Genomic DNA, 25,378 nt, shown 5'->3' with positions numbered 1-25,378 from the left:
GGCGGGGCGAATATAGGAGAATTCGGCCAGGGCGAGAAGCGGGTAGGTGGTTTTGTTCAGGGAGTAGAAAGGGATGAATGGCCTCACCCCTCTCCCGATGCCTGTTGATTTAATCCCTGCCGAACTTCTGACGAAGAACGGCCCGATCGCACAGGGTGAAGACCCACTCGCGCCCCACTTTTGCTTTTTCGAAAACACCGAGAGCTGTCAGACCGTTCAGCGCAGTGGACGCGGTGTTGTAGGAACAGTCTAGATTCTCTTTGACATTGACCGCTGTGAACTCCTTGTCGATGCCATTGAGGGCAACCTGAAAAATGGTTCTCTGCTTATCGCTGAGTTTTTCGAACAAGACAGACTGTTCCAGCCATCGGTCAAAGCTCAAAGCGTCGGCAACGGTCTGCTTGTAGAGCGTCAGGAATTCGCTCACCGCGCGCATGATCACCGAGCATTGATAATCGATGAAATACGTCAGATCCATGCCATCGGTTTCGGTGTGCAGATAGGACTTGCCGTATTTGACCGGGGCATTGCGCAACAGCACGCTGATCGCGATGTACCGGAAGGCCGAGAATTTGTGGCGAAACAGATACCAGTAGAACAACGCCCGCGCGACACGACCGTTGCCGTCGCGAAACGGGTGTTCGTAGCCGATCGCGAAATGCAGCGCGATGGCTTTGATCAGCGGGTGCAGGTATTCGGCACCGTCTCGCTCGTGATGCGGGAGGTTGACCCAGTGCGCCAACCGCCCGAGCCGGTCAGCCAAGGCTTGCGCCGCGGGGGGAACGTGAACGGTATTGCCGTCGCCATCCTGGACCACCACATCGTCGTCGGTGCGCAACAGGCCGGGTGAATACTTGCCGTCATCGATCCCTGCCACACCGACCTCATGCAATCGGGTTATCAATTCGACGCTCAAGGGCTCGCTGCGCTGCTCCCAGGCGAACTGCATCAGTTTGAAATTGCCAATGATCATTCGCTCGTCCGGCGTGCGTGGCTGGCGATTGCGCTTGAGCATGTCCTTGGCCACAGCCGTGGTGGTCGCCGCGCCCTCCAACTGGCTGCTGCTGATCGCTTCGTCTTCGACCAGATCGTTGAGCAGATAATGAAAATGAGCGTTTTCACCAAGGTGACTACTCATGTGCTCCAGCGCCGCCATGGTCGCGTGACGATCCACCATGGAAATGGCCTTTTGCGCTAGCGGCGTCAGCACATAGGCACAGCTGGCGTGCCGGTCGTCCTGAACCAGAATGGGCAGTTGTTGGGCCATACGTGCGGATTTGACCATCGTCCAGCAGATCCGCGCATCCAACCCGGACCGCCAACGATGCCGCAACTGATCGAAATGCAGGTAGCGCCCCTGATCGTCCAGAGGCATGTGCAATGCCAGATAGTCAGCCGGATGCTGCCAGAAACGGTTTTCGGCTGTGTGGGCGAATAACTGGTCGTGTGGGATTACGGAGGGTGGAGACTTGAGCATTGCTGTCTCAATTCATTCAAATATTGAAACAGCAGTACAGCAGCAAATGGATCATGTCTCAATATCCAGAAAAATTGAGACATGATTGAGTGAACCGTTAAGCGATATCGTTCATCTTCCATCGGCCACGTCGCATACAAAGTGAACTCCCTGTAGCAGCACGGCTTGCCAGCGGTGGCGTCCGAAAGATCGCTGCCGCTGGCAAGCCGTGTTGCTACAGATGGGTCATCACCCGCAGGTTAGTTCGACGCCTCGCCTTTTTTCACCCTGAACCACGCCGCATACAGCGCGGGCAAGAACAGCAGCGTCAACGCGGTCGCGACGATCAGTCCGCCCATGATCGCCACGGCCATCGGCCCGAAGAACACGCTGCGCGACAGCGGGATCATCGCCAGCACGGCGGCCAGTGCAGTGAGTACGATGGGGCGGAAGCGGCGTACGGTGGCCTCAATAATGGCCTGCCAGCGGTCCAGACCTGCAGCGATGTCCTGTTCGATCTGGTCCACCAGAATCACCGAATTGCGCATGATCATGCCCGACAGCGCGATGGTGCCGAGCATGGCGACGAAGCCGAACGGCTGGCGGAAGATCAGCAGAAACAGGGTCACGCCGATCAGGCCCAGCGGTGCGGTGAGAAACACCATGAAGGTGCGTGAGAAACTGCGCAGCTGGATCATCAGCAAGGTCAGCACGACGACGATGAACAGCGGAACGCCGGCGTTCACCGAGTTCTGCCCGCGAGTCGAATCCTCCACCGTGCCGCCCACTTCCAGCAGGTAGCCATCCGGCAGCTGCGCACGCACGCCGTCCAGCGTCGGCAGGATCTGATTGACCAGCGTCGCCGGTTGCTCCTTGCCGTAGATGTCGGCACGCACAGTCACGTTGGGCAGGCGATTGCGGTGCCAGATGATGCCTTCCTCAAAGCCGTACTCCAGCGTCGCCACCTGAGACAGCGCCACGCTGGTGCCATTGGCCGTCGGGATCGACAGGCTCGCCAGACCGCCCAGTTCGTGCCGCTCCTGCTCGGTGCCGCGCAGCAGGATTTCGATCAGTTCATCGTCCTCACGGTACTGACTGACGCTCGAACCGGTCAGCTGGCTTTGCAGGAAGCGCGACAGGTCGGCCGTGGTCACGCCCAATGCGCGCGCGCGGTCCTGATCGACGTTGAGGTAAACGACCTTGCTGGGCTCCTCCCAATCCAGGTGCACGTTGACCACGTGAGGGTTCTCCCGAACCTTGGCCGCGACCTTACGCGCCAGCGCCCGCACTTCATCGATGTGCTCGCCGGTCACGCGAAACTGCACCGGATACCCCACGGGCGGGCCGTTTTCCAGGCGTGTGACCCGGGGGCGCAGCATCGGGAATTGCTCGTCCAGCGTCTGGATCAGCCAGGTGCGCAGGGATTCGCGATCCTCGATGGTTTTCGCCAGCACCACGAATTGCGCAAAGCTTGCCGCAGGCAATTGCTGGTCCAGCGGCAGGTAAAAACGCGGCGAACCGGTGCCGACGTAGGCGACGTAATTCTCGACGCCAGCGTGGTTCTTGATCATGTCTTCCAGGCGCTTGACCTGCTCGGAGGTGTTGCTCAGCGACGCGCCCTCGGCAAGCTTCAGATCGACCATCAGCTCCAGCCGACCCGACGCCGGGAAGAACTGCTGCGGCACGAAGCGGAAGCTGAAAATCGACAGCACGAACAGCGCAATCGTCAGCACGATCACAGTCTTGCGACGACGCACGCACCAACCCACCAGGGCACGCACTCGTTTATAGAACGGCGTGCCATACGGGTCAGGCGCATCGGGCCCTGAGCCGTGTTTGGCGGCATGAATTTTCGCCAGATCCGGCAATAGGCGCTCACCCAGATACGGCACGAACACCACCGCCGCGACCCAGGACGCCAGCAGGGCAATGGTCACCACCTGGAAGATCGAGCGGGTGTACTCGCCGGTACTCGACTGCGCCGTGGCGATCGGCAAGAAGCCTGCGGCGGTGATCAGGGTGCCGGTGAGCATCGGGAAGGCCGTGCTGGTCCAGGCGAAACTCGCAGCCTTGAGGCGGTCGTAGCCCTGCTCCATTTTGATCGCCATCATTTCCACGGCGATGATCGCGTCGTCCACCAACAGCCCCAACGCCAGCACCAGCGCGCCGAGGGAAATCTTGTGCAGGCCTATTCCGAGGTAATACATGGTGGCGAAGGTCATGGCCAGCACCACGGGAATCGCCAGCGCCACCACCATCCCGGTGCGCACGCCGAGGGAGAAAAAGCTCACCAGCAGCACGATGCCCAGCGCCTCGGCGAGCACCTGCACGAACTCGCCGACACTGGTTTTCACCGCGGCGGGCTGGTCCGACACCTTGCGCAGTTGCATGCCTGCCGGCAGGTTGTTTTGCAGTCGAGCGAACTCGCCCTCCAGCGCGCGGCCCAGCACAAGGATGTCGCCGCCGTCCTTCATGGCCACGGCCAGGCCGATCGCGTCCTGGCCCATGAAGCGCATGCGCGGCGCGGGCGGGTCGTTGAAGCCACGACGCACGTCGGCCAGATCGCTGATGCGCAAGGTGCGATCACCCACGCGGATCGGGAAATCACGAATCTCGTCGACGGTCTGGAAACGCCCGGTCACACGCAGTTGAACTCGCTCGCTCGGCGTCTCGAAAAAGCTCGCGGCCACCACCGCATTTTGCGCCTCCAGCGCTTGCTGCACCGCAGACAGCGGCAAGCCGAGGGTGGCGAGTTTGACGTTGGACAGCTCGATCCAGATCTTCTCGTCCTGCAGGCCGAGCAGCTCGACCTTGCCCACATCCTTGACCCGTTGCAGTTGGATCTGGATGCGATCGGCGTAGTCCTTGAGCACCGCGTAATCGAAGCCCTCGCCGGTCAACGCGTAAATGTTGCCGAAGGTGGTGCCGAATTCGTCGTTGAAAAACGGGCCTTGCACGCCGGCGGGCAAGGTCTGGCGGATGTCGCCGATCTTCTTGCGGATCTGATACCACAGTTCCGGCAGCTTGGCGGAGACGAGGGAATCGCGCGCCATGAACGTCACCTGGGATTCACCAGGCCGCGAGAACGAGACGATGCGCTCGTAATCGCCGGTTTCCATCAGCTTCTTTTCGATGCGGTCGGTGACCTGGCGCGCGACCTCTTCGGCGCTGGCGCCAGGCCACAACGTGCGAATGACCATGGCCTTGAAGGTGAACGGCGGGTCTTCGCTTTGCCCCAATTTGGTGTAGGAGAGCGCGCCGACCACAGCCAGAAGAATCATCAGGTACAGGACCATCTGCCGGTTGCGCAGGGCCCATTCGGAAAGGTTGAAACGCATCCGTGCTTACTCCCCGCCCGTCACTTGAGGCGCCAGTTTCACCGCGCGGTTGCTGCGGTCCACCGGGCGAACCTGCTCGCCCTCGTGCAGCACATGAACGCCTGCTGCAACGACCCAGTCGCTGGCGCTCAAGCCGCTGAGCACCGGCACCGACTCCTGGCCGTAGGGGCCGACCTGGACCGGGGTGCGCTTGAGGGTGCTGTCGCTTTGCAGACGCCAGACGTAGGTCTGGCCGTTTTCGGCGGTCAATGCAGAGAGCGGCACTGACAGAGGCACGTTGTGCTCCGCTTGAATGAACACACGAGCACTTTGCCCCAGTTCAGCCGGGACCTTGCCACCGGCGAAAGCGATGCGCGCCGCGAAGGTGCGTGACTTGGGATCGGCGGCTGGAGACAGCTCGCGGATGCGACCGGGGAAGCGTTGTTCGCGTTGGGTCCACAGCTCGACCAACACCGCATCGCCGATCTTGAAGCGCCCGTAATTCTGCTCCGGCAAGCTGATGGAAACCTCGCGTTCGCCATCAGCGGCGAGGGTGAATACGGTCTGCCCGGCGGCCACCACTTGACCGACTTCCACCAGTCGTTTGGCGACCACGCCATCCTGCGACGCACGAAGCACGGCGTAGCCGGTCTGATTGTCGGCCACAGTGAGTTCGGCCTTGAGTTGTCTGAGACGCGCATCGCCGGCGCGATAGAGGTTTTCGGCATTGTCGAACTGTGACTTGCTGACCATTTGCCGGTCCATCAACGTCTTGTAACGGTCACGTTCGGAGCGGACCATCTGCAGGTTGGCCTCGGCGGCAGCGACTTGCGCGCGGGTGGCATCCAGCTGCAGCCGTACGTCCTGGGCATCGAGTTCGGCCAATGGCTGATTGGCCTTGACCCGCTCGCCCTCCTCGACCAGCCGTTTGCTGACTTTGCCGGGGATACGAAACGCCAGATCAGGCTCGAAGCGAGCTCGGACTTCACCGGGGTAACTGTCCATGGATTGGGACGAGGGCATGGGTTGCACTACCATGGCCGGACGAACCGTGGCAGGAACCGATACGTCCTGACCACAGCCCATCAGCAGCGACGCCAGACTGATGGGCACAGCAAGGAACAAGGCATCGCGAAACATGATGTGGCACCTTGGCAAGAGGGAGCTTTGAATAATTGTACTGGCGAGTATATTAAGAATTACCGAACTGAACAGTCCACTAATAAAACGAATATGCCTGAAGAACCAATGACCGACGCCACCTCCACCACAGGCCCAGGCCGCCCCAAAGACCTGGCCAAACGCCAGGCGATTCTGGACGCCGCCAAAGACCTGTTCGTGCGCAATGGATACGCGAGTACCAGCATGGATGCGGTCGCCGCTGAAGCCGGGGTTTCCAAGCTCACGGTCTACAGCCATTTCAACGACAAGGAAACGCTGTTTTCTGCCGCCGTCGTGGCCCGTTGCGAGGAGCAATTGCCCGAGCTTTTCGTCGACATGGCGCCGAATGCATCGGTAGAAAAAGTATTGCTGGGTATTGCGAGAGGATTTCAGACCCTGATCAACAGCCCGGAGTCCATCGAACTGCACCGGCTGATGATCGCTCTGGGCACTCAGGACACCCAGCTGTCACAGGTGTTTTTCGAAGCCGGGCCGCAACGCATCCTGCAGGAGATGGAGCGGTTTTTAAGACGGGTGAACGACAGCGAAGGGTTACATTTCGATTCACCTGCCAGCGCGGCAGGACACTTCCTGAGCCTGATCAAGGGTGTGTGCAACTTCCGATTGCTGATCGGTAATGGTGGCCCGCCGGATGAACAGGCGGGTGAGCAGCATGTTCGAGAAGTGGTGGCGTTGTTTTTGAAGGCTTACAAAGCCTGAATATGAGCTGCAACGCCGAATGCAGGCCTTGTACGGATTTCTGTGGGAGCGAATTCATTCGCGAAAGGCTGGTGCAGTCGATAGAGATCCAACGTCTCAAACACCGCTTCGCGAATGAATTCGCTCCCACAGGTTCGAGGGCAAATTCGAGTTGAGCGGCGTCCCTCGCCCATCAGGGCTTCAACGCCTTCTTCGGATAAATGTCATAGCGGCTGGATTTGCCATCCAGCGCATAGCTGGGCTTTACCCCTTCGATGCACGGCGCCTTTCGCGGGCGCTTGACCACCACGCGATGCGTCGCCAGAGCGAGTGCCGCTTCCAGCAAAGCCGGTGCGTCCATGTCATCGCCGACAAGGGGCCGGAACAAGCGCATTTCCTTCTTCACCAGCGCGGTTTTCTCACGATGAGGAAACATCGGGTCCAGATAGATCACCTGCGGCGGCTCGCCGTCCCAGTGGCGCATCAGCTCGATGGAATTGCCCGTGAACAGGCGCATCTGACTGATGATCGGGCCCACCTCCAGATCCTGAGTACCCCGCACCAATCCGTCTTCCAGCAGTGCGGCGATGATCGGCTGACGTTCGATCAGGCTCATCTCGCAACCCAGGCTTGCCAGCACGAACGCGTCCTTGCCCATGCCGGCCGTGGCATCCAGCACCCGAGGCCGCACACCGGGCTGGATACCCACAGCCTTGGCGATCATCTGCCCGCTGCCGCCACCGAACAGACGTCGATGGGCCGCTTTACCCTCAACGAAATCCACCCGAACCGGGCCCGGCGCGTCGTCGCCCAACTGCTGCAACTGCAAGCCATCGTCGTTCAGTTGCAGAGCGAAGTCGGCTCCGGCGTCGTCCAGCGGCAGGCCCAGACGCTGGGCCCATTGCTCGGCTTTTTCCAAGGCTTCGGATGTCAGGGCTTCGACCCGAATGCGGCTGCCCGCTTGTTGCTCAGTCATGTCTTCAACACGCTCAAATTTTCTTAATGATTGGCAACATCTGCCGATAACGAAAGTATCCGGCATTTTGCCAGACCCACGGCATGTACTGAGCGCTTATGTCAGACATTCAGCAAGCATCCTCAATAGGTTATTTGACGTACGCAGGCGACTACAGCGTACGCAATACCGAAACCCTGAGCGGCGTCACGCAGCTCTGGCAGGATGCGTTTGCCCGTGCGATGGCGCAGCAGGTCGACGATAACGCAGCCACCCCGGCCGAATTCAGTCTCCCTGCCGCAACGGATAGCATGACCGGCGAGCCGATCGCCGGCGCCAAAACCCTGAGCAAAATCGTCGAACAGCGCGAATGCCCGGTGGCAGACAAGGAAATTGCCCCACCAGAGCCGCTGTTTCTCCCCATCGCCGAATTCGAATGGGACTTGGCCAAGCCGCCGGTGCCGTTCAGCGCCAGCGAGATGATCGAACAGCAGCGCAACCTCGAAATCGACAGCAACTGGGTTCGCCCGACCGTGCTGAATCCTTATGACGACAGCGTCGATCCGGGCCCAGGCCCCGCCCCTCGCCCACTGTTCCTGCCCATCGCCGAGTTCGAATGGGACTTGGCTGACAAACCTGCCACGCCGTACAGTGCCATCGAACTGACCGAACAACAGCGCAACCTGGAGTTCGACACCGGTTGGGCACGTCCGATCGTGCTGCAGAACCTGCGCATCGCCGCTTGATCCCGCCGAATTAACGACACACCCGCCAACGCCCCATGTCCACGTGAAAATGATTCCGGTGCGCGGCGTTGTAGTCCGGCCCAAGCACGGTATTGAACTGCCGACAGGCGCCCTCCCTGACCAGCCTCAGAAATTTCCCGTTATCGCCGTCATCTTTCCAGTCCTTGAGCACGGAAATCCGCCTGCCGTCCGCCAGACGAAACCCGGCGATATCCAGCGCGTTGGCCGACGCATGCTGACTGAGTCTCCCTTCAGTGCGGTTGTAGACATTGCGACAGGCAAAGCTGCCGAGGTGATCGATTTGCGTGACCCTCTGCCCAAACACCGCTTGCGCAGCGGGTTGCAGGCCATGGATGTCGAACAGCGCATACGCCACCGCCAACGGGCAGCTTGAGAGAAAACTGCTGCTCAGCGCCACATCCCCGCCTTGAATCCGCAGCGTGTTGCTCAGCGGGCATTTGGCGTCGGGGCCGCTGTTGGCCTGATGGGCGTAACGCAGGCTGGAGGTTTGCAGCGCCTGGTCACACAAGGCAGGATCATCCTGCAGACGCCACAGTTTGAACGGGGTTAGCAGATTAGGCTGCTCGCGCACGTCCAGCGGCGCCCAGGGGTTCCAGCGATCGGCGAGAGGCAGCCAACCGCGCCAGACACAAACGGCAAGGCTGGCGCCGATCAGCAAAAAAACCAGGAACAGTGTAGATCCACGCATGGGCAGGTTTCCGCGAGGTGGAAGAAGGCGTCCACCCTATCGACCTCAGAGCAGCCCGAGTTGCTCCACCTGTGGCCCACGTTCCAGCTGGGGCAATTCCGGCAGGCCAGGAAGCAATGTCATCAGCTGTTGATGGAAACGTCTGGCAAGCTCGGGTGCCTGAACGTTGTCAGGCGTATGCAGGAAGACATAGGGCGTGCGCCCTTCTTCGATCCAGCCAGCGACCTTCAGCGCCCACTGCTCGATGAAGCTGTCGTTGGCCTCCAGCTCCGGACGCCCGATAAAACGCACTTGGGGGAACTGCGTCAACGCCGCAGGTCGGGGTGGCACTTTCGGTTTTTTCGACTGTGCGTGCAGCACGGCCGGGTCATCGGAGATGCAGCTGAACAGCGGTCGGGAATCCAGACAGATGCGCTCGACGCCGCGATCCAGCAAAAGACGATTGAGCATGCGCTCTTCTTCGCCCTTGTTGAAAAACGCCATGTTGCGAACTTCCACTGCCAGCGCCCGGCCTCCCAGCGCGTCGATGAACGTGGCCAGTTCGCCCAGACGATTGGGGGTGAAACTCTTGGGCAGCTGCAGCCACAACGGCTGAACCCTATCGCCCAGAGGCGCGAGCAAGCGCAGGAAATCTTCGGCAGCCGTCAGGTGTTCGCGCAGGTCGCCCGCGTGGCTGATGTCACCGGGAAACTTAGCCGTGAAACGAAAATGCGCAGGCAAAACCTGCGCCCAGCGTTGAACGGTGGTGTCCTTGGGGCGGGCATAAAAGGTAGTGTTGCCTTCGACGGCGTTGAAGACCTGAGCGTAAAGCTCCAGATAATCGGCGCTGCGGGCATCAGGCGGGTACAGCGAATCGCGCCAGGCGTTTTCACTCCACGACGGACAACCGATGTAATAAGGCGGGTTGGCGATGTTCAAACGTGCAAATCAAGCCCCGAGACTTCAAGGTCCCAGTCGACGAAGGTAGAGGTCGTCAGGTAGCTGCTCAGCGCATGGGCAACGCGACTGCTCATGGCACGAGGGAAAATGATGTCCTGCTGACGGGCTGGCACATTGGCGGTGCTGCCGGTCTGGCGACGCGCGCTTTGCGGAACGACTTCAACCACGTCGTCGATCACCTCTTCAGAGACGTCATCGATCGTCGCAGGGCCTTTGCGGGGCTTGCGCTTTATCGGGTATGAACGTTGTGAAGGACCGTTAATCCGCATCGATGCTTACTCGGCGTCTTGTAGTGGCAATTTAATCTCACGAACGCACTTAAGCAATTCGCGAACGATAACTAGACCACAGTTATTACAAAACGTTTAAAGCCACTGGGCAGAAAATCGGCTTTTGTCGCCGAACGGTAGCTATTGCTGTGACCTGGGTCGCAGATTGAGCGTGCAGGTCGCGCTTTTCAGACGCTCCCCAGGCCACTGTGGGAGCGAATTCATTCGCGAAAAATAGCTCGGCCGATAGAGATGTACCGGCTGTGCCAAAGCCTCGCGAATGAATTCGCCCACAGATTGGCACCGTATTTCATCCGCAAGGATCAACGACGGTGATCATCGCGCCTTGGGCGTGGCCACTTTGTCGCGCAGGTACACCGGCTGTGCCTGATCCGCCACGATGGCCTCACCGCGATGCCAGGCGAAAGTGCCGAGGGTCAGCAAATCCTGGGCATGGGGCAGCAGGGTGGCATCCTGGCCAGACAGCGGTACGGCGATGCGATCGCCATACCCCCAACCCGTGCCAGCACCGAACCAGTCGCCCGACGCATCGGTCGGCAGCGCGGCGCGTTCTGGGGGCATCACCGCCTCATCGCCCACCAGCCGCATTTCGCCGGCCACTTCTCGATAGCAACCCCAGTACACCTCATCCATGCGCGCATCGATGGCAGCCGCGACTTGATTGACGCCCTGCTCACGCAACGCGCGTTGGGCCAGCACGGCCAGGTTGGATACCGGTAGCACCGGGCGATCCAGACCGAATGCCAGCCCCTGCACCACGCCGATGGCAATGCGCACACCGGTGAAAGCGCCCGGCCCGCGCCCGAAGGCAATGGCATCCAGCGCCGACAGGCCAACGCCCGCCTCGGCCAGCAGGTCCTTGATCATGGGCAGCAGTTTCTGCGCGTGCAGACGCGGGATCACCTCGTAGTGAGTCAGCACTTTGCCATCGTGCAGCAAAGCGACTGAGCAGGCTTCAGTGGCGGTGTCCAGGGCCAGCAAGGTCGTCATCGGGGTTTCCACGGTTATACGAGAAGGGCTGTGCAAAAAAGGGTTACACAAAGAGGGCCGCATTATAAACAACAACGGCCCGCAAGCGGGCCGTGTTTCACTGCGCCGATCGAGGATCAGGCCAGTGCTTGCTTCACTTTCGAGGTGATCTGCTCGACCGAACCGACACCCGGAATGCTGCTGAACTTCGGCGTGCCGTCTTTCTCTTCGAGCTTTTTGTAGAACTCGACCAGAGGCTCGGTCTGCGCGTGATAGACCGACAGGCGATGACGTACGGTTTCTTCGACGTCGTCTTTACGCTGAACCAGCGGCTCGCCTGTCACATCATCCACGCCTTCGACCTTCGGCGGGTTATGGATGGTGTGGTAAACGCGGCCCGAACCTTCGTGCACACGACGGCCGGAAATGCGCTGGACGATTTCTTCGTCGTCGACCTTGATCTCTACCACGTGATCGATAGCCAGACCCGCGTTCTTCAGGGCTTCAGCCTGAGGAATGGTGCGTGGGAAACCGTCGAACAGGCAACCGTTGACGCAATCTGGCTGCGCCAGGCGATCCTTGATCAGACCGATGATCAGGTCATCGGAAACCAGACCGCCGCTGTCCATGACGCTCTTGGCCTTCAGACCCAGTTCGGTGCCCGCCTTGACCGCTGCGCGCAGCATGTCACCGGTGGAGATTTGCGGGATGTCGAATTGCTTGGTAATGAACGTTGCCTGAGTACCTTTACCGGCCCCGGGAGCTCCCAGCAGAATCACGCGCATTGTTGTGCTCCTCAATTTTTATAGAGATTTCGTCGGATTCGCCTAAATGGGGCCAATCACTTAAAAAGATTACTGACCCAACGGCCAAAGGCTGATCAAGATACACAGCCGATTCATGCCGCACAAGACGCCAAAAGTCGCAGCAACCCGTGATAAACCAGTCGCTTGCTAACGATCAATACATGGGTTTGACCTGGCGCAACTTCGGGAGGATGTTTCAGCGTCGATCAGCCACACTCCGCGAGATGAAGGCTTTCGCCCTCACCCGCGTAGGAAACCTCACCTTAGCCTGTGTTACGCAAACCGGCGGCAATGCCTGCAACAGACACCAGCAGCGCCTGTACCAAAGGACTGTCCAGACTGGCATCCTGGCGTCGCGAGCGGGCAAGCAGCTCGGCCTGCAATAGATGAAGGGGATCGAGGTAGGTGTTGCGCAGGCTGATGAACTCAAGGGTTTCCGGGCTGTGGGCGAGCAGCTGCGATTGACCGGTCAGGCCCAGCACCACGTTGCACGCCTGCGACAATAGGTCGCGCAAATGTGCCCCCAAATGCAGCAGCTCCGGCTCCACCAGACGCTCGTCATACAGTTGCGCGATGTCGCTGTCGGCCTTGGCCAGCACCATTTCGAGCATGTCGATTCGGGTGCGGAAAAACGGCCATTGCTCGCGCATCTGACCCAGCAGATCGCCCTGCCCTCGTTCCAGCGCCTTGCTCAGGGCCTCTTCCCAGCCCAGCCAGGCGGGCAGCATCAGGCGCGTCTGGGTCCAGGCGAAAATCCACGGAATGGCGCGCAGGCTTTCGACCCCGCCTTCGCGTCGTTTGGCCGGTCGACTGCCCAGCGGCAGGCGCCCGAGTTCCTGCTCCGGCGTGGCCTGACGGAAATACTCGACGAACTCCGGATTCTCCCGCACCACCGCGCGATAGGCTTTTACGCCATCAGCGGCCAGTTCATCCATCATCTGACGCCAGGCAGGCTCTGGCAGCGGCGGAGGCTGCAGGGTCGCCTCAAGCACGGCTGCCAGATAAAGGTTGAGATTCTGTTCGGCGATGTCGGGCAGACCGAATTTGAACCGGATCATCTCGCCCTGTTCGGTGGTGCGGAAACGCCCGGCCACTGACCCCGGCGGTTGCGACAGGATCGCCGCGTGCGCCGGGCCGCCGCCACGTCCAACGGTGCCTCCGCGACCATGGAACAACAGCAGCTCAACCTGCTGGGCGCGGCAGATGTCCACGAGTCGCTCCTGCGCTCGATATTGCGCCCAGGCAGCCGCTGTGGTGCCGGCATCTTTTGCCGAATCGGAATAGCCGATCATCACCTCTTGTGGCCCGTGCAGGCGCGCGCGGTAACCGGGCAGGCTCAGCAGGTGCTCGATGACAGGCCCCGCGTTGTCGAGGTCGGCGAGGGTTTCGAACAGCGGCACCACGCGCATCGGACGTTGCAGACCGGCTTCTTTCAAGAGCAATTGCACAGCCAGCACATCGGACGCCGCGCCCGCCATGGAGATGACGTAAGAACCCAGCGACGCCGCAGGTGCGGCGGCCACTTCACGACAGGTCACGAGCACCTCGGCGGTGTCGGCGGCGGGTTTGAAATGCCCAGGCAGCAGCGGGCGCTTGTTGCTCAGCTCACGCAACAGAAACTCGATGCGCGCCTCTTCGTCCCACTCGTTGTAGCGGCCAAGGCCCAGGTAATCGGTGATTTCGCTCATCGCCGCGCTGTGCCGGGTGGAATCCTGACGCACGTCGAGCTTGACCAGGAACAGGCCGAAGGTAACGGCGCGGCGCAGGCAATCGAGCAGCGGGCCATCAGCAATGACGCCCATGCCGCACTCGTGCAATGACTGGAAACACAACTGCAAGGGTTCGAGTAACTCGCGGTTACTGTGCAGCACCCCTTCCGGCGCCGGCTGGGTGACCTTGAGCGAGGCATGGGCCCAGTTGCGAGTGGCGCGCAGGCGTTCACGCAGTTGCTTGAGCACGCTGCGATAAGGTTCTGCACCCTCCCCGGCCACGGCCAGCAAAGCAGGGCTGGCCTGTTGCATCGACAATTCGGCGGCCAGTTGATCGACATCGCGCAGGTACAAGTCGGCAGCCATCCAGCGCGCCAGCAGCAAGACTTCACGGGTCACCGCCGCCGTCACGTTCGGGTTGCCGTCGCGGTCGCCGCCCATCCAGGACGCAAAGCGAATGGGCGCAGCTTCCAGTGGCAAATGCAGGCCGGTCGCGGCGTGCAGCGCCTGATCGGCCTTGCGCAGGTAATTGGGGATCGCCTGCCACAGCGAGTTTTCGATCACGGCAAAGCCCCATTTCGCTTCATCCACTGGAGTGGGTCGAATGCGGCGGATTTCCTCGGTGTGCCAAGCTTCGGCGATCAGGCGCTGCAAGCGTTCGGTGATCTGCTCGCGCTCCAGACGATTAAGATCGCGATGGTCGAGGGCCGCCAGTTGTGCGGCGATGGCGTCGTATTTCTGAATGAGGGTGCGGCGTGCCACTTCAGTGGGGTGGGCCGTGAGCACCAGCTCGATTTCCAGCTTGCCCAGTTGCCGCGCCAGCGCTTCAGGTGACTGACCGCTGGCCTTCAAACGCTCCAACAGCTCAGGCAGCACCCGCGATTCGAAGGGCAGCGGCTTGCTGTCGTCGCGGCGGTGGATCAGCTGATATTGCTCGGCGATGTTGGCCAGGTTGAGAAACTGGTTGAACGCGCGCGCCACCGGCAGCAGCTCGTCTTCACCCAGGCTTTCCAGGTTGGAACTCAGTTGCTCGGTGCCCTGGGTCGAACCATGGCGCCCGGCCTTGGCACTCTTGCGAATGCGCTCGATCTTCTCGAGAAAATCAGCCCCATGCTGATCACGAATGGTATTGCCCAACAGCTCACCCAGCAGGTGAACGTCCTCGCGCAAACGTGCATCGATATCAGCCATCCAGCCTTCTCCTTCAGCGTTTTTGTTGTTCTGCCCTGAGCCTGTCCGATCAGTCGAAACTGAACGCCCTGACACGTTTTGCCTCTATCTATGTGTATAGAGCGACAAATTCGTGCACCTGCGCAACCCTTTGCCACACATCTGCCGGGAGCAAGCTAGTCTCATCCACGGGCCTCATGAGGGCTCGAACATTCGCCTGAGCCCGCCATCACACGGGCCTGTGAAGAGGTTTTTATGAAAATCCGAGAGCTCGCAAAACAGTGGGAAGATTCTGCAAAAGGCCGTCTGACCAAAACCGGCTACGCGGTGCACCTGGATGTTGAAGCTGCGGCACGCCTGGCCGCTCTCGCCGAAATGTACCCCAAGCGCACCCCTGAAGAATTGATGGGCGAGCTGCTGGGCGCCGCTCTCGAAGAGCTCGAAGCCAGCTTTCCCTACATTCAGGGCCAGCATGTGGTCGCCACCGACGAAGAAGGTGACCCGCTCTATGAAGACGTCGGCCCAACGCCTCGTTTCCTCGCGTTGTCGCGTCGTTACCTGCAGGATCTTTCCGATCAGAAAGACAGCCAACAGCACTGATCACGACGTCGCTTTTCGACTGTTCAAATCCCGCGTCATCCCTGAAAACCGGGGACGACGCGGATTTTTTTTCGTCAATTTTCAAGCGTCATATTTGCCGCTCGGAGTAAAACACGCGGTTTTGAGAAGCAAAACGTCTGAACTATTCAAAAAAGCCACGGGTCGGAGCAGTTAGCCATTACAGAAAAAGCCGACCAATGGCAGCGGGTTTTGAACTCATCTTCAGCCCCGCCAGGGCCATGACTGAAATGGACCCCCTCGTTTTTCAGGAGCTACAAAATGGAGTTGACCACCATGAATATCAGCACTGCCAAAACCCCGTCCAACGGCCTGCGCGGGCTGAAACTGGCCGCGCTGGCACTGGGCACCAGCCTGCTGCTCGCCGGTTGTGCGGGCAAGCCGCCCAGCGAGCAATATGCGGTAACGCAATCGGCCGTGAATGCGGCGGTCAGCGCTGGCGGTACCGAGTACGCCGCCGTCGAAATGAAGTCGGCGCAGGACAAGTTCAAGCAGGCCGAACTGGCCATGCAGGAAAAGAAATACGACGAAGCACGCAAGTACGCTGAGCAGGCTGAGTGGGACGCTCGTGTAGCCGAGCGCAAGGCACAGGCCGCCAAAGCACAGAAAGCGGTGCAGGACGCGCGTCAGGGCGTCAACGAACTGCGTGAAGAAGGTCTGCGCCAGGCTCAGCCGGTCAGCCAGTAACCCTTCGTATCTGCTGCATCGCCAATGGATTTAAAGGACGAAAATATTATGCGTAAACAAGTACTTATCCCTGCCCTGCTGGCCCTGAGCGTTGGTCTGGCTGCTTGCTCCCATCAGCCTAACGTCAACCTGGAACAGGCCCGCACCAACTATTCCGCGTTGCAAAGCAACCCTAAAGCCACCGAACTGGCCGCCCTTGAAACCAAGGATGCGAGTGAGTGGCTGGACAAGGCCGACGCCGCCTACCGCAACAATGACGATCAGAAAAAAGTCGACCAACTGGCTTATCTGACCAATCAGCGCGTCGAACTGGCCAAGCAGACCATTAACCTGAAGACCGCTGAAAACGATCTGAAGAACGCCTCGGCGCAACGTGCCCAGGCGCGTCTGGACGCTCGCGACGCGCAGATCAAGGCGCTGCAGAACAGCCTTAACGCCAAGCAGACCGAACGCGGCACGCTGGTGACTTTCGGTGACGTACTGTTCGACCTGAACAAATCGGAGCTGAAATCGGCCGGTCTGGTCAACGTTAACAAGCTGGCTCAGTTCCTTCAGGAAAACCCGGATCGCAAAGTGATCGTCGAGGGTTACACCGACAGCACCGGCTCGGACAGCTACAACCAATCGCTGTCCGAGCGTCGCGCCAACTCCGTGCGCATGGCGCTGGTGAAGATGGGCGTCGGCATGGACCGCGTCGTTTCCCAGGGTTATGGCAAGGAATACCCGGTCGCCGACAACGCCAGCGCCTCGGGCCGCGCCATGAACCGTCGTGTGGAAGTGACCATTTCCAACGACAACCAGCCGGTAGCACCGCGTTCTTCGATGCAATAAACCGGTTGTAGCGACAAACGAAAGCCCCGCCAGACGCTGCGCCTGGCGGGGCTTTTTTATTTAATCACTGCACCTGCTGCGGCGTCTGTTGACCCATGCAGCGCACAGCCTGTTTGCGGTCGTTGACCAGCACGCCGGTCAGGCCTTTTTGTTCGGTGTCGAACAGCACCATCACCCCTTCAACGCACTGCGCAACCTGAGGCGCAGGCTCCAGAGCGACTTTGTACTCTTCGCCCGGCACGGTCTTGAGCATTGTGAACTGGCTCAGTTGCAGCGCATCTTCGGGCTTGGCGAAGTGCAGGTAGCCGTAGTACCACAACACCCCCACGGTGCCGAAAATACAGGCGATGCCGGTGAGGATCTGGGGAATGACATTACGCTCTTCAGTCATTGCGGTTGCTCTGTCTCATGGGCTGCGGGTGGGTTTTCCGACGGCGCAGAGGAAGTCTTCTTGCTCGCATCTGGATCGGGGTAATTGGGGATTTCGGCCAGACGCCGCAGGCCGTTGAAATGCAGCGGGTCGTCCAGATACCGCACCATGACTTCACGCCAGGTCGGATCGCCAAAGGTCTGCACGTGAGGACCGCGGGTCAGTTGCAGGACCCGGGGCGGCGGCGCGGCCTGGTACAGGCTGATGCCGTTGTAGAGCGGCACCTGAGCGTCGTCCAGACTCTGGAACAGCAGCATGGGCGTGCCTTTCAGCTGTGCGATGCCGTTGACGGCACTGTCGCTGTCGGGAATCACCCAGGACAGCGGCCGCTTGAAGGCCCAGGTCAGCCAGGACGCGCCCAAGGTGTAACGCGCCACTTCGCGATAGCTGGCTGGCGTGCCGTCGAGGACCAGCGCCTTGACCCGTGAACGCTGCTGCGGGTGCTCGGCCAAATAGTGCACACCCAATGCGCCGCCGATGCTTTGCCCCAACACCACCAAGGGTTTGCCCTGAACTTCAGGCGCGTTGTTCAGCCAGTCGAAGGCCGCGTCGATGTCCTGATAGACCGCAGGCAGGCTGGGGTCGCCCTGAGAGTGGCCATAACCGCGGTAGTCCAGCAACAGCACTTGGTATCCCTGCTCGGGAAGCCACCAACTGCCGCTCAGATGCCACGCCATGTTGCCGCCGTTGCCATGCAGATGCAGCACCGTGCCCTTGACCGGGACGCCTTCTTTGGCAGGCAGGAACCAGGCGTTGAGCCGGGTGCCGTCCGCTGCCTTGAGGGTCACGTCGCGCCAGGCGATATGGGCCTTGTCCGGCGTCAGCGGCACATCGCGTTCGGGGTAGAACAGCAGTTCGCTGCAGCCGTTGAGGCAGAGCAGCAGGAGCAGTGTAAGAAGAGGCCTCAAGCGATGTCCCTTTTTCATTATGGTCGCCGCCCGTACGCAGGCATTGGCAAGCGACAAGTTCCCCTGTGGGAGCGAATTCATTCGCGAAACGGTCGAACATCCGACCCATTTTTCTTGGATGTACGGGCCCCTCGCGAATGAATTCGCTCCCACAGGGGTCATCATCGACCCATCAGAGGATATTCGAGTAATCCGCCTCGATCCGGTCCAGGCTCAGGTGATTGAGGAAGTTGGAGAAGCACATCCAGGCCGACAGCGCATTCATATCGCGGAACTGGTCGGGCAGGTACTTGGGCGGCACCACCAAGCCTTCATCCACCAGCTGACGCAAGGTGCGCATGTCCTCCAGCGTGGTCTTGCCGCAAAACAGCAATGGCACTTGCTCCAGCTTGCCCTTTCTCACGGCCAACTGAATGTAGTTGTAAACCATGATGAAACCCTTGAGGTACGAAAGGTCCTTGGTGAAGGGCAGACCATTCGGCACCGAGCCTCGGAAAACGCGACTGGCGTTGCCGTAACTTTCCGGCATGCCGAAGCCTTGCTCACGGTAGAACTCGAACACCTGAAGGAAATCCGCGCCCTCCTCGGCCATATGAATGGCGCGGGTGCGGTTGGTGAGCTTGCGCAGGCGGCTGGGATAGGAAGCGAAGCCGATCACCTCCATCAGGATCGCCAGCCCTTCCTGGGTCACGGTCGACGAAGGTGGGCCCTTGGCGAGGAAGGTACAGATCGGCTGGTTCTGACCATTGAGCGTCGTGCCTACGTGGACCAAACCTTCATGCACCTCAAGCGCACGCACGTCGCGCTCGTTGAACATCGCGTCGCTGCGAATCTTGATGTAGTCGGCACCGGCTGCTGCATCCGCGACGATGCCGTCGGACTCGAAGACCCGAATGGTTTCTTCCGCTTCACCAAAGGTACGGTTCAGGCGGCTTTGCAGCATCGCCACCGCATCCTTGGCATTCAGGGTTTTCGGCTCGTCCTTGAGGTCGCCACGCCCGGCGATGTTGTTGAGGTAGTCCGAGAGCATCAGGCCCAGATCGGCCAGCGTCGGGTCGCCAGCATGAAACGCATCGGACGCCGCGCCATACAGCTCCTGGGAAATCAGACCGAAATCCGGCGTGCCCCGCGCTTCGAGCATGCGGATGACCATGCGGTATTCCTTGCACATGCGCCGCATGATTTGCCCAACCGGGTTGAACTGCCCCAGTTGCCGGGTGATGTCGCGTTCGATGTTCTGGAATTCGAGCTTCAACGCGCCGGAGTCGAAGCCCAGCGGGCGACTCTCGTAGTAGGCGCGATCGACTTCGGGCAGTTGCTTGCCCTTGGCCGCCAGGAAGTTCTTGCGAATGCTGTCGTCCCATTTCACCGCGTCGAGCACGCGAATCGGCGTCTGGGCCAACACGATGCGATCGGACAGCGTGCGAATGGTCTGCTGGTATTCGTCCACCCGTTACTCCTGTGGTTAATCCGTGCGCTAGGGGGTCATGCGCTGATATTGGGCCGCCTTGAGGAAGACGTCGGAATTGGCCGTGTCGTCCAGATAAGCGAACACCTTGTCCATCGACGTGGTGATGAGCACGCCGTCGCCCTTCTCGGTTTCGATCGGCTGCCCTTCGAAAGTCTTTTGCTCGACCAGCTGCTGCACGCGCTCAAGGTCCAGGTCGTAGATGTCCAGCTCGTCGGCGGCGTTTTCGTTGTCCACCAGATCGAAGCCGGCGATCACGTAATTGGCGCCGTACTTGTCAGGCAGCGCCGCCGAAACGTACCAGCGGCCGCCGTGCCGGGACACGGTGAAGGTGTATTCGTCACGGTTTTTGCGGTCGCCCTTGCGATAGCTGACCGCTTTGTACTGATCGGTGCCGGCGCGGCTGATTTCCAGCTCCAGCGGCTCACCCCAAGCGTTCTTGCTGGTCCAGGTGCCGAGCAGCTTTGGCGGCGCGGTGTCGCGGGTCGGGATCGGGTCCTTGAACGTCACCAGGCAGCCGCTCAACAGCGCGAAGGACAAGGCGAGCAAGACGCTCCAGACTTTCATCGCTTTCTCCTGAAACCCGCACCTGATTAGAAGACGCTCAGCCAACCGCTGGCTTGGCAGTGCCCAACACCAGACGCATCTGGCGAACAAGAATAGCGAGCATGTGCTCGTCTGCGTCGGGCGTCGGCCCGTCCAACAGGCCCTGATATTCCATCCGGCCGATAACACCCGTCAACACTTGAGCATCCAGTTGCGGTTGGGTTGAGCCCATGACCTCGAGAAACTGGGCACTTCCCTGCAAAAGAATCTCCTGATGCGCTGCCACCAATGGCGCCAGGCGCGGGTTGATCAGCGCCTCAAGCCGAAACGCGTGCTCGGCGATCAACTGATCGCGGCGGGTCTGCAACTGATGGCGCACGTACTCCATGGTCATGCGGGCGATTTCATCGGCTAGCCGCGCGCGGGCTTCGACGCTGCCGTCGTTGCGCGCGACCATTTCACGCAGCAAGGCTTCGGTGCTGGTCCACAGCTTGGCCATGTAAGCGGCGCTGCGTTCGACGTATTGGGCGAAGGCATCGGTGAGCAGGTCGTCGATGTCCTTGAAATAGTAGGTGGTGGCAGACAGCGGCACTTGCGCCTCGGCGGCCACGGCACGGTGGCGCACGGCCCGCACGCCATCGCGGATGAGGATACGCATGGCGGCGTCGAGAATCTGCTGGCGGCGTTGCTCGCTGCCCTGTCGGCTCGCTTTGCGACCCTGATACTGAACACTCTGCGCAACGGCGGTAGCCAATCCGGCGGCTCCCTTTTGAGCGATCGTACGATTCACGACAGGTTTTCCTTTCTCTGAATGTGCTTGAGTTGCGGTTTGAAGCCATTGTCCGGGCAATCGCCGACCTCCCTGTGGGAGCGAAATCATTCGCGATGCGGGCTTACGAACGCTACATCTTCATCGCCTGACACATTTTTCGCGAATGAATTCGCTCCCACAGAGTTTCCCGCGCTCATCAAACAGGCAAAAAAAAGCCGCCCTGCTCAGGCGGCTCTTGGGGTGATGCTTACGCCTGAGGCCGCATGTGCGGGAACAGGATGACGTCGCGGATCGACGGCGAGTTGGTCAGCAGCATGACCAGACGGTCGATGCCAATGCCCTCGCCCGCCGTTGGCGGCATGCCGTATTCCAGCGCGCGAACGAAGTCGGCGTCGTAATGCATGGCTTCGTCGTCGCCCGCGTCCTTGTCGGCCACCTGGGCCATGAAACGCTCGGCCTGATCTTCCGCGTCGTTCAACTCGGAGTAGGCATTGGCGATTTCACGACCACCGATGAACAGCTCGAAACGGTCGGTGACGTTCGGGTTTTCGTCGTTACGGCGTGCCAGCGGCGACACTTCGAACGGGTACTGGGTAATGAAGTGCGGCTGTTCCAGCTTGTGCTCGACCAGCTCTTCGAAAATCATCACCTGCAGCTTGCCCAGACCTTCGAAGCCCAGCACCTTGGCGCCGGCCTTCTTGGCGATGGCGCGAGCCTTGTCGATGTCGTTCAGGTCGTCAGCGCTGATGTCCGGGTTGTATTTCAGGATCGAATCGAACACCGACAGACGCGCGAACGGCTCGCCGAAATGGAACACCTTGTCGCCGTACGGCACGTCGGTGCTGCCCAGAACCAGCTGCGCCAGTTCGCGGAACAGCTCTTCGGTCAGGTCCATGTTGTCTTCGTAGTCGGCGTAAGCCTGGTAGAACTCCAACATGGTGAATTCAGGGTTGTGACGGGTCGAGACGCCCTCGTTACGGAAGTTGCGGTTGATCTCGAACACCTTCTCAAAGCCGCCAACCACCAGGCGCTTGAGGTACAGCTCAGGCGCGATACGCAGGAACATTTCCATGTCCAGCGCATTGTGGTGGGTTTCGAACGGCTTGGCCGCCGCGCCGCCCGGAATGGTCTGCAGCATCGGCGTTTCGACTTCCAGGAAGTCGCGCTTCATCAGGAAGCTGCGGATGTGAGCGATGACTTGCGAGCGCACGCGGAAGGTTTCGCGCACGTCTTCGTTGACGATCAGGTCGACGTAGCGCTGGCGGTAGCGCTGCTCGGTGTCGGTCAGGCCGTGATGCTTGTCAGGCAGCGGACGCAGGGACTTGGTCAGCAGACGCACGCTGGTCATCTCGACGTACAGGTCGCCCTTGCCGGAACGGGCCAGGGTGCCTTCTGCGGCGATGATGTCGCCCATGTCCCAGGTTTTCACCGAGGCCAGGGTTTCTTCAGAGAGGGTCTTGCGGTTGACGTAGACCTGAATGCGACCGGTCATGTCCTGGATCACCATGAACGAGCCACGGTTGAGCATGATGCGACCTGCAACCTTGACCGGAATCGCCGCTTCAGCCAGCTCTTCCTTGGTCTTGTCCGCGTACTGTTTCTGCAGGTCGTTGCAGTAGTTTTCGCGGCGGAAGTCGTTCGGGAAGGCGTTACCCTTGGCGCGCTCGGCAGCAAGCTTTTCCTTGCGCAGGGCGATCAGGGTGTTTTCTTCCTGTTGCTGGGCTTGCGGGTCGAGTTGTTGGTCGCTCATGTCTTCAGATTTTCCATCACAGGTTCGTTGCTTCTTGCCAAGGGCAAGGGATCGCGGGCCGGTCGCGCATGAAGTGCGCCGCACCCGCAACAGTGGTGTCGCGTTTACAGCCCCTGCTTGAGGCTCGCTTCCAGGTAACCGTCGAGGTCGCCGTCGAGCACCTTGTTGCAGTCGCTGCGCTCAACGCCGGTACGCAGGTCCTTGATGCGCGAGTCATCGAGGACGTACGAGCGGATCTGGTGACCCCAGCCGATATCGGACTTGGTGTCTTCAAGCGCCTGGGACGCCGCGTTGCGCTTCTGCATTTCCAGCTCGTACAACTTGGCCCGCAGCATTTTCATGGCGGTGTCCTTGTTCGCGTGCTGGGAGCGCTCGTTCTGGCAGCTGACCACGGTGTTGGTCGGCACGTGGGTGATACGCACCGCCGAGTCGGTGGTGTTGACGTGCTGACCACCGGCACCGGACGAACGATAGGTATCGATACGCAGGTCCGACGGGTTGATGTCGATCTCGATGCGGTCGTCGATCTCGGGGGAAACGAACACCGCCGAGAACGAGGTGTGACGACGGGCGCCGGAGTCGAACGGGCTCTTGCGCACCAGACGGTGCACACCGATTTCGGTACGCAGCCAGCCAAAGGCGTACTCGCCCTTGATGTGCACGGTGGCGCCCTTGATGCCGGCGACTTCGCCTTCGGACAGCTCCATGATGGTGGCGTCGAAGCCACGCTTGTCGGCCCAGCGCAGGTACATGCGCAGCAGGATGTTGGCCCAGTCCTGCGCTTCGGTGCCGCCGGAACCGGCCTGGATGTCCAGGTAAGCGTTGTTGGGGTCCATCTCGCCGCTGAACATGCGGCGGAATTCGAGTTTGGCGAGAGATTCTTCAAGACCTTCGAGCAGCTCGACGACGTCGTTGACGGCGCTTTCGTCGGCTTCTTCGACGGCCATGTCCAGCAGCTCTTTGGCGTCGGCCAGGCCGGAGCTCATTTCGTCGAGGGTTTCGACGATCTGTGCGAGCGTCGAACGCTCACGGCCCAGGGCCTGTGCGTACTCGGGCTTGTTCCAGACGTTGGGGTCTTCCAGCTCGCGGTTGACTTCGGTCAGGCGATCACTTTTGTGATCGTAGTCAAAGATACCCCCGAATGGACTGGGAGCGCTCGGACAGGTCCTTGATGGTGTTCAGGATCGGATTGATTTCCATGGTCGACAGGACTCGCAGGCGAATTTCACAAAGCCCGCGAGTATACCCGAGCTGACGCCCGGATGGCAGTCCGTTGGGCAGGGGTTGCAGGTTGAATGTGTAGGAGCGCGCTTGCCCGCGATTGCGACGTGTCGGGCGCCCTTTATGCTGGATGCGCCGACGTCATCGCGGGAAAGCGCTTTTACAGGTCAACGAACACTACCCCACCACCACCTGATTACGCCCGTTGTGCTTGGCGGCATACAGGCCCTGATCCGCGTTCTGGATCAGTTGACGGCTGTGGCTGCCCACCGGCGGAACGAGGGTCGCAAGGCCGATGCTCACCGTCAGGCTCGAACCTTCAGTCGGCGCGATGTGAGGGATGTTCATACCGGCCACGGTCTGACGCAGTTTTTCCGCGAGCAGACGCGCGCCACCCGGGGAGGTGTTCGGCAGGACCAGCGCGAATTCTTCACCGCCGTAACGGGCTGGCAGATCTGAAGGGCGGCTGCAGCTGGCACGAATGGCCTTGGCCACCTGACGCAGCGCTTCGTCGCCCTCAAGATGGCCGAAGTTGTCGTTATACGCCTTGAAATAGTCGACATCGATCATCATCAGCGACAACTGTGTCTGCTCACGGATTGCTCGGCGCCATTCCAGCTCCAGGTATTCGTCGAAGTGACGACGGTTCGACAGCCCGGTGAGGCCGTCGGAATTCATCAGCCGTTGCAGCACCAGGTTGGTGTCCAGCAGCTGCTGCTGGCTGACACGCAGGGCCCGATAGGCCTCGTCGCGCTGCAGCAGGGTCATGTAGGACCGCGAGTGATAGCGGATGCGCGCCACCAGCTCGATGTTGTCCGGCAGCTTGACCAGGTAATCGTTGGCGCCCGCCGCGAAGGCCGCGCTCTTGATCAGCGCGTCTTCCTTGGTCGACAGCACGATGATCGGGATGTCCCGGGTCACCGGGTTGTTGCGGTATTCGCGCACCAGGGTCAGGCCGTCGAGACCGGGCATGACCAGGTCCTGCAGGATCACCGTCGGTTTGATCTGGATCGCCTGGGCGATGGCCTGATGCGGGTCGGCGCAAAAGTGAAAATCGATGTTTTCCTCATTCGCCAGCCCGCGCCGGACGGCCTCGCCGATCATTGCCTGATCGTCGACCAGCAACACCATGGCAGCGTTTTCATCCGTGGTGTTTATATCGTCCAGCTGCAAATCATGCATTCAGGGTCTCCTGGTCACAGCCGGGCTGTGAAATCACCT

The 25,378-nt window shown here is 60.4% G+C and carries 23 protein-coding genes; 5 read left to right on the top strand and 18 right to left on the bottom strand.

Annotation, left to right across the window (positions count from 1 at the left end):
* Positions 1-109 precede the first annotated feature (109 nt).
* The 3 genes from AC07V9_RS10475 to AC07V9_RS10465 all read right to left on the bottom strand — a co-directional run bounded on the left by AC07V9_RS10475 (position 110) and on the right by AC07V9_RS10465 (position 5,913).
* A complete protein-coding gene (locus tag AC07V9_RS10475) occupies positions 110-1,477 on the bottom strand; it encodes a Fic family protein (RefSeq protein WP_495015643.1) in 1,368 nt (455 codons plus the stop codon).
* 239 nt (positions 1,478-1,716) lie between these two features.
* Positions 1,717-4,794, bottom strand: a complete 3,078-nt coding sequence (locus AC07V9_RS10470) for an efflux RND transporter permease subunit (RefSeq protein WP_495015642.1) — start codon at positions 4,792-4,794, stop codon at positions 1,717-1,719.
* A gap of 6 nt (positions 4,795-4,800) precedes the next feature.
* On the bottom strand, positions 4,801-5,913 hold the full coding sequence (locus tag AC07V9_RS10465; RefSeq protein ID WP_495015641.1) for an efflux RND transporter periplasmic adaptor subunit: 1,113 nt from the start codon (positions 5,911-5,913) through the stop codon (positions 4,801-4,803).
* A 108-nt stretch (positions 5,914-6,021) separates the two neighbouring features.
* On the opposite strand from AC07V9_RS10465, the gene AC07V9_RS10460 reads away from it, so the two are divergent.
* On the top strand, positions 6,022-6,654 hold the full coding sequence (locus AC07V9_RS10460) for a TetR/AcrR family transcriptional regulator (RefSeq protein ID WP_495015640.1): 633 nt from the start codon (positions 6,022-6,024) through the stop codon (positions 6,652-6,654).
* Between the two features lie 172 nt (positions 6,655-6,826).
* Here the strand turns inward: AC07V9_RS10460 and AC07V9_RS10455 are convergent, their stop codons facing one another.
* Positions 6,827-7,609 (bottom strand): class I SAM-dependent methyltransferase, encoded by a 783-nt coding sequence (locus tag AC07V9_RS10455; RefSeq protein WP_495015639.1) that lies wholly within the window; start codon positions 7,607-7,609, stop codon positions 6,827-6,829.
* Between the two features lie 98 nt (positions 7,610-7,707).
* Between AC07V9_RS10455 and AC07V9_RS10450 the strand changes: the two genes are divergently transcribed.
* A complete protein-coding gene (locus tag AC07V9_RS10450; protein WP_495015638.1) occupies positions 7,708-8,334 on the top strand; it encodes an energy transducer TonB in 627 nt (208 codons plus the stop codon).
* Positions 8,335-8,344: 10 nt separating this feature from the next.
* Here AC07V9_RS10450 and AC07V9_RS10445 read toward each other — a convergent pair whose 3' ends face one another.
* The 6 genes from AC07V9_RS10445 to ppc form a co-directional block, all read right to left on the bottom strand.
* Positions 8,345-9,043: an extensin-like domain-containing protein gene (locus AC07V9_RS10445; protein ID WP_495015637.1), complete on the bottom strand. Its 699-nt coding sequence runs from the start codon at positions 9,041-9,043 to the stop codon at positions 8,345-8,347.
* A gap of 45 nt (positions 9,044-9,088) precedes the next feature.
* Entirely contained in the window at positions 9,089-9,955 is an 867-nt protein-coding gene (locus AC07V9_RS10440) for a DUF72 domain-containing protein (RefSeq protein ID WP_495015792.1), read from the bottom strand.
* Between the two features lie 2 nt (positions 9,956-9,957).
* Positions 9,958-10,251 (bottom strand): hypothetical protein, encoded by a 294-nt coding sequence (locus AC07V9_RS10435; RefSeq protein WP_495015636.1) that lies wholly within the window; start codon positions 10,249-10,251, stop codon positions 9,958-9,960.
* A 336-nt stretch (positions 10,252-10,587) separates the two neighbouring features.
* Positions 10,588-11,262: a tRNA (adenosine(37)-N6)-threonylcarbamoyltransferase complex dimerization subunit type 1 TsaB gene (gene tsaB / locus AC07V9_RS10430; RefSeq protein ID WP_495015635.1), complete on the bottom strand. Its 675-nt coding sequence runs from the start codon at positions 11,260-11,262 to the stop codon at positions 10,588-10,590.
* A gap of 116 nt (positions 11,263-11,378) precedes the next feature.
* Positions 11,379-12,026: an adenylate kinase gene (gene adk / locus AC07V9_RS10425; protein ID WP_495015634.1), complete on the bottom strand. Its 648-nt coding sequence runs from the start codon at positions 12,024-12,026 to the stop codon at positions 11,379-11,381.
* 284 nt (positions 12,027-12,310) lie between these two features.
* Positions 12,311-14,947, bottom strand: coding sequence for a phosphoenolpyruvate carboxylase (ppc, locus tag AC07V9_RS10420; protein ID WP_495015633.1), 2,637 nt, complete (start codon positions 14,945-14,947; stop codon positions 12,311-12,313).
* Positions 14,948-15,181: 234 nt separating this feature from the next.
* Between ppc and AC07V9_RS10415 the strand changes: the two genes are divergently transcribed.
* The 3 genes from AC07V9_RS10415 to lptF all read left to right on the top strand — a co-directional run bounded on the left by AC07V9_RS10415 (position 15,182) and on the right by lptF (position 17,062).
* Positions 15,182-15,526 (top strand): pilin assembly protein, encoded by a 345-nt coding sequence (locus AC07V9_RS10415; protein ID WP_495015632.1) that lies wholly within the window; start codon positions 15,182-15,184, stop codon positions 15,524-15,526.
* Positions 15,527-15,805: 279 nt separating this feature from the next.
* Positions 15,806-16,231 (top strand): DUF4398 domain-containing protein, encoded by a 426-nt coding sequence (locus AC07V9_RS10410; protein WP_495015631.1) that lies wholly within the window; start codon positions 15,806-15,808, stop codon positions 16,229-16,231.
* A gap of 48 nt (positions 16,232-16,279) precedes the next feature.
* On the top strand, positions 16,280-17,062 hold the full coding sequence (gene lptF / locus AC07V9_RS10405; protein WP_495015630.1) for a lipotoxin F family OmpA-related lipoprotein LptF: 783 nt from the start codon (positions 16,280-16,282) through the stop codon (positions 17,060-17,062).
* 64 nt (positions 17,063-17,126) lie between these two features.
* Here lptF and AC07V9_RS10400 read toward each other — a convergent pair whose 3' ends face one another.
* The 8 genes from AC07V9_RS10400 to AC07V9_RS10365 form a co-directional block, all read right to left on the bottom strand.
* Positions 17,127-17,453, bottom strand: coding sequence for a PA3694 family proteiin (locus tag AC07V9_RS10400; RefSeq protein ID WP_495015629.1), 327 nt, complete (start codon positions 17,451-17,453; stop codon positions 17,127-17,129).
* On the bottom strand, positions 17,450-18,418 hold the full coding sequence (locus AC07V9_RS10395; RefSeq protein WP_495015628.1) for an alpha/beta hydrolase: 969 nt from the start codon (positions 18,416-18,418) through the stop codon (positions 17,450-17,452). Before AC07V9_RS10395 ends, AC07V9_RS10400 begins: the two co-directional genes overlap by 4 nt.
* 154 nt (positions 18,419-18,572) lie before the next feature.
* Positions 18,573-19,850 carry a flavohemoglobin expression-modulating QEGLA motif protein gene (locus tag AC07V9_RS10390; RefSeq protein ID WP_495015627.1) on the bottom strand — a complete coding sequence of 426 codons (1,278 nt, stop codon included), beginning with the start codon at positions 19,848-19,850 and terminating at the stop codon, positions 18,573-18,575.
* A 27-nt stretch (positions 19,851-19,877) separates the two neighbouring features.
* Positions 19,878-20,435 (bottom strand): hypothetical protein, encoded by a 558-nt coding sequence (locus AC07V9_RS10385; RefSeq protein ID WP_495015626.1) that lies wholly within the window; start codon positions 20,433-20,435, stop codon positions 19,878-19,880.
* A 37-nt stretch (positions 20,436-20,472) separates the two neighbouring features.
* Positions 20,473-21,204 (bottom strand): TetR/AcrR family transcriptional regulator, encoded by a 732-nt coding sequence (locus tag AC07V9_RS10380; protein ID WP_495015625.1) that lies wholly within the window; start codon positions 21,202-21,204, stop codon positions 20,473-20,475.
* Between the two features lie 229 nt (positions 21,205-21,433).
* Complete coding sequence (lysS, locus tag AC07V9_RS10375) at positions 21,434-22,936, bottom strand: lysine--tRNA ligase (protein ID WP_495015624.1); 1,503 nt, start codon at positions 22,934-22,936, stop codon at positions 21,434-21,436.
* Positions 22,937-23,040: 104 nt separating this feature from the next.
* Positions 23,041-24,136 (bottom strand): peptide chain release factor 2 gene (gene prfB, locus AC07V9_RS10370; RefSeq protein ID WP_495015623.1). Its coding sequence is split into 2 segments (ribosomal slippage): positions 23,041-24,063 and positions 24,065-24,136, totalling 1,095 coding nucleotides; the frame shifts between segments, so codons are not numbered across the junction.
* Between the two features lie 198 nt (positions 24,137-24,334).
* A complete protein-coding gene (locus AC07V9_RS10365) occupies positions 24,335-25,339 on the bottom strand; it encodes a diguanylate cyclase domain-containing protein (protein WP_495015622.1) in 1,005 nt (334 codons plus the stop codon).
* Between the last annotated feature and the right edge of the window lie 39 nt (positions 25,340-25,378).

The organism is Pseudomonas sp. GW821-FHT02A11, assembly GCF_059421985.1.
Note: the sequence above shows the minus strand (reverse complement) of the source record. Positions and strands in the feature narration are given on the sequence as shown.

Excerpts from the sequence above, each read along its gene's own strand:
- AC07V9_RS10475 (WP_495015643.1), bottom strand. The coding sequence starts at position 1,477 with ATGCTCAAGTCTCCACCCTCCGTAATCCCACACGACCAGTTATTCGCC.
- AC07V9_RS10470 (WP_495015642.1), bottom strand. The coding sequence starts at position 4,794 with ATGCGTTTCAACCTTTCCGAATGGGCCCTGCGCAACCGGCAGATGGTC.
- AC07V9_RS10465 (WP_495015641.1), bottom strand. The coding sequence starts at position 5,913 with ATGTTTCGCGATGCCTTGTTCCTTGCTGTGCCCATCAGTCTGGCGTCG.
- AC07V9_RS10460 (WP_495015640.1), top strand. The coding sequence starts at position 6,022 with ATGACCGACGCCACCTCCACCACAGGCCCAGGCCGCCCCAAAGACCTG.
- AC07V9_RS10455 (WP_495015639.1), bottom strand. The coding sequence starts at position 7,609 with ATGACTGAGCAACAAGCGGGCAGCCGCATTCGGGTCGAAGCCCTGACA.
- AC07V9_RS10450 (WP_495015638.1), top strand. The coding sequence starts at position 7,708 with ATGTCAGACATTCAGCAAGCATCCTCAATAGGTTATTTGACGTACGCA.
- AC07V9_RS10445 (WP_495015637.1), bottom strand. The coding sequence starts at position 9,043 with ATGCGTGGATCTACACTGTTCCTGGTTTTTTTGCTGATCGGCGCCAGC.
- AC07V9_RS10435 (WP_495015636.1), bottom strand. The coding sequence starts at position 10,251 with ATGCGGATTAACGGTCCTTCACAACGTTCATACCCGATAAAGCGCAAG.
- tsaB (WP_495015635.1), bottom strand. The coding sequence starts at position 11,262 with ATGACGACCTTGCTGGCCCTGGACACCGCCACTGAAGCCTGCTCAGTC.
- adk (WP_495015634.1), bottom strand. The coding sequence starts at position 12,026 with ATGCGCGTGATTCTGCTGGGAGCTCCCGGGGCCGGTAAAGGTACTCAG.
- ppc (WP_495015633.1), bottom strand. The coding sequence starts at position 14,947 with ATGGCTGATATCGATGCACGTTTGCGCGAGGACGTTCACCTGCTGGGT.
- AC07V9_RS10415 (WP_495015632.1), top strand. The coding sequence starts at position 15,182 with ATGAAAATCCGAGAGCTCGCAAAACAGTGGGAAGATTCTGCAAAAGGC.
- AC07V9_RS10410 (WP_495015631.1), top strand. The coding sequence starts at position 15,806 with ATGGAGTTGACCACCATGAATATCAGCACTGCCAAAACCCCGTCCAAC.
- lptF (WP_495015630.1), top strand. The coding sequence starts at position 16,280 with ATGCGTAAACAAGTACTTATCCCTGCCCTGCTGGCCCTGAGCGTTGGT.
- AC07V9_RS10400 (WP_495015629.1), bottom strand. The coding sequence starts at position 17,453 with ATGACTGAAGAGCGTAATGTCATTCCCCAGATCCTCACCGGCATCGCC.
- AC07V9_RS10395 (WP_495015628.1), bottom strand. The coding sequence starts at position 18,418 with ATGAAAAAGGGACATCGCTTGAGGCCTCTTCTTACACTGCTCCTGCTG.
- AC07V9_RS10385 (WP_495015626.1), bottom strand. The coding sequence starts at position 20,435 with ATGAAAGTCTGGAGCGTCTTGCTCGCCTTGTCCTTCGCGCTGTTGAGC.
- lysS (WP_495015624.1), bottom strand. The coding sequence starts at position 22,936 with ATGAGCGACCAACAACTCGACCCGCAAGCCCAGCAACAGGAAGAAAAC.
- AC07V9_RS10365 (WP_495015622.1), bottom strand. The coding sequence starts at position 25,339 with ATGCATGATTTGCAGCTGGACGATATAAACACCACGGATGAAAACGCT.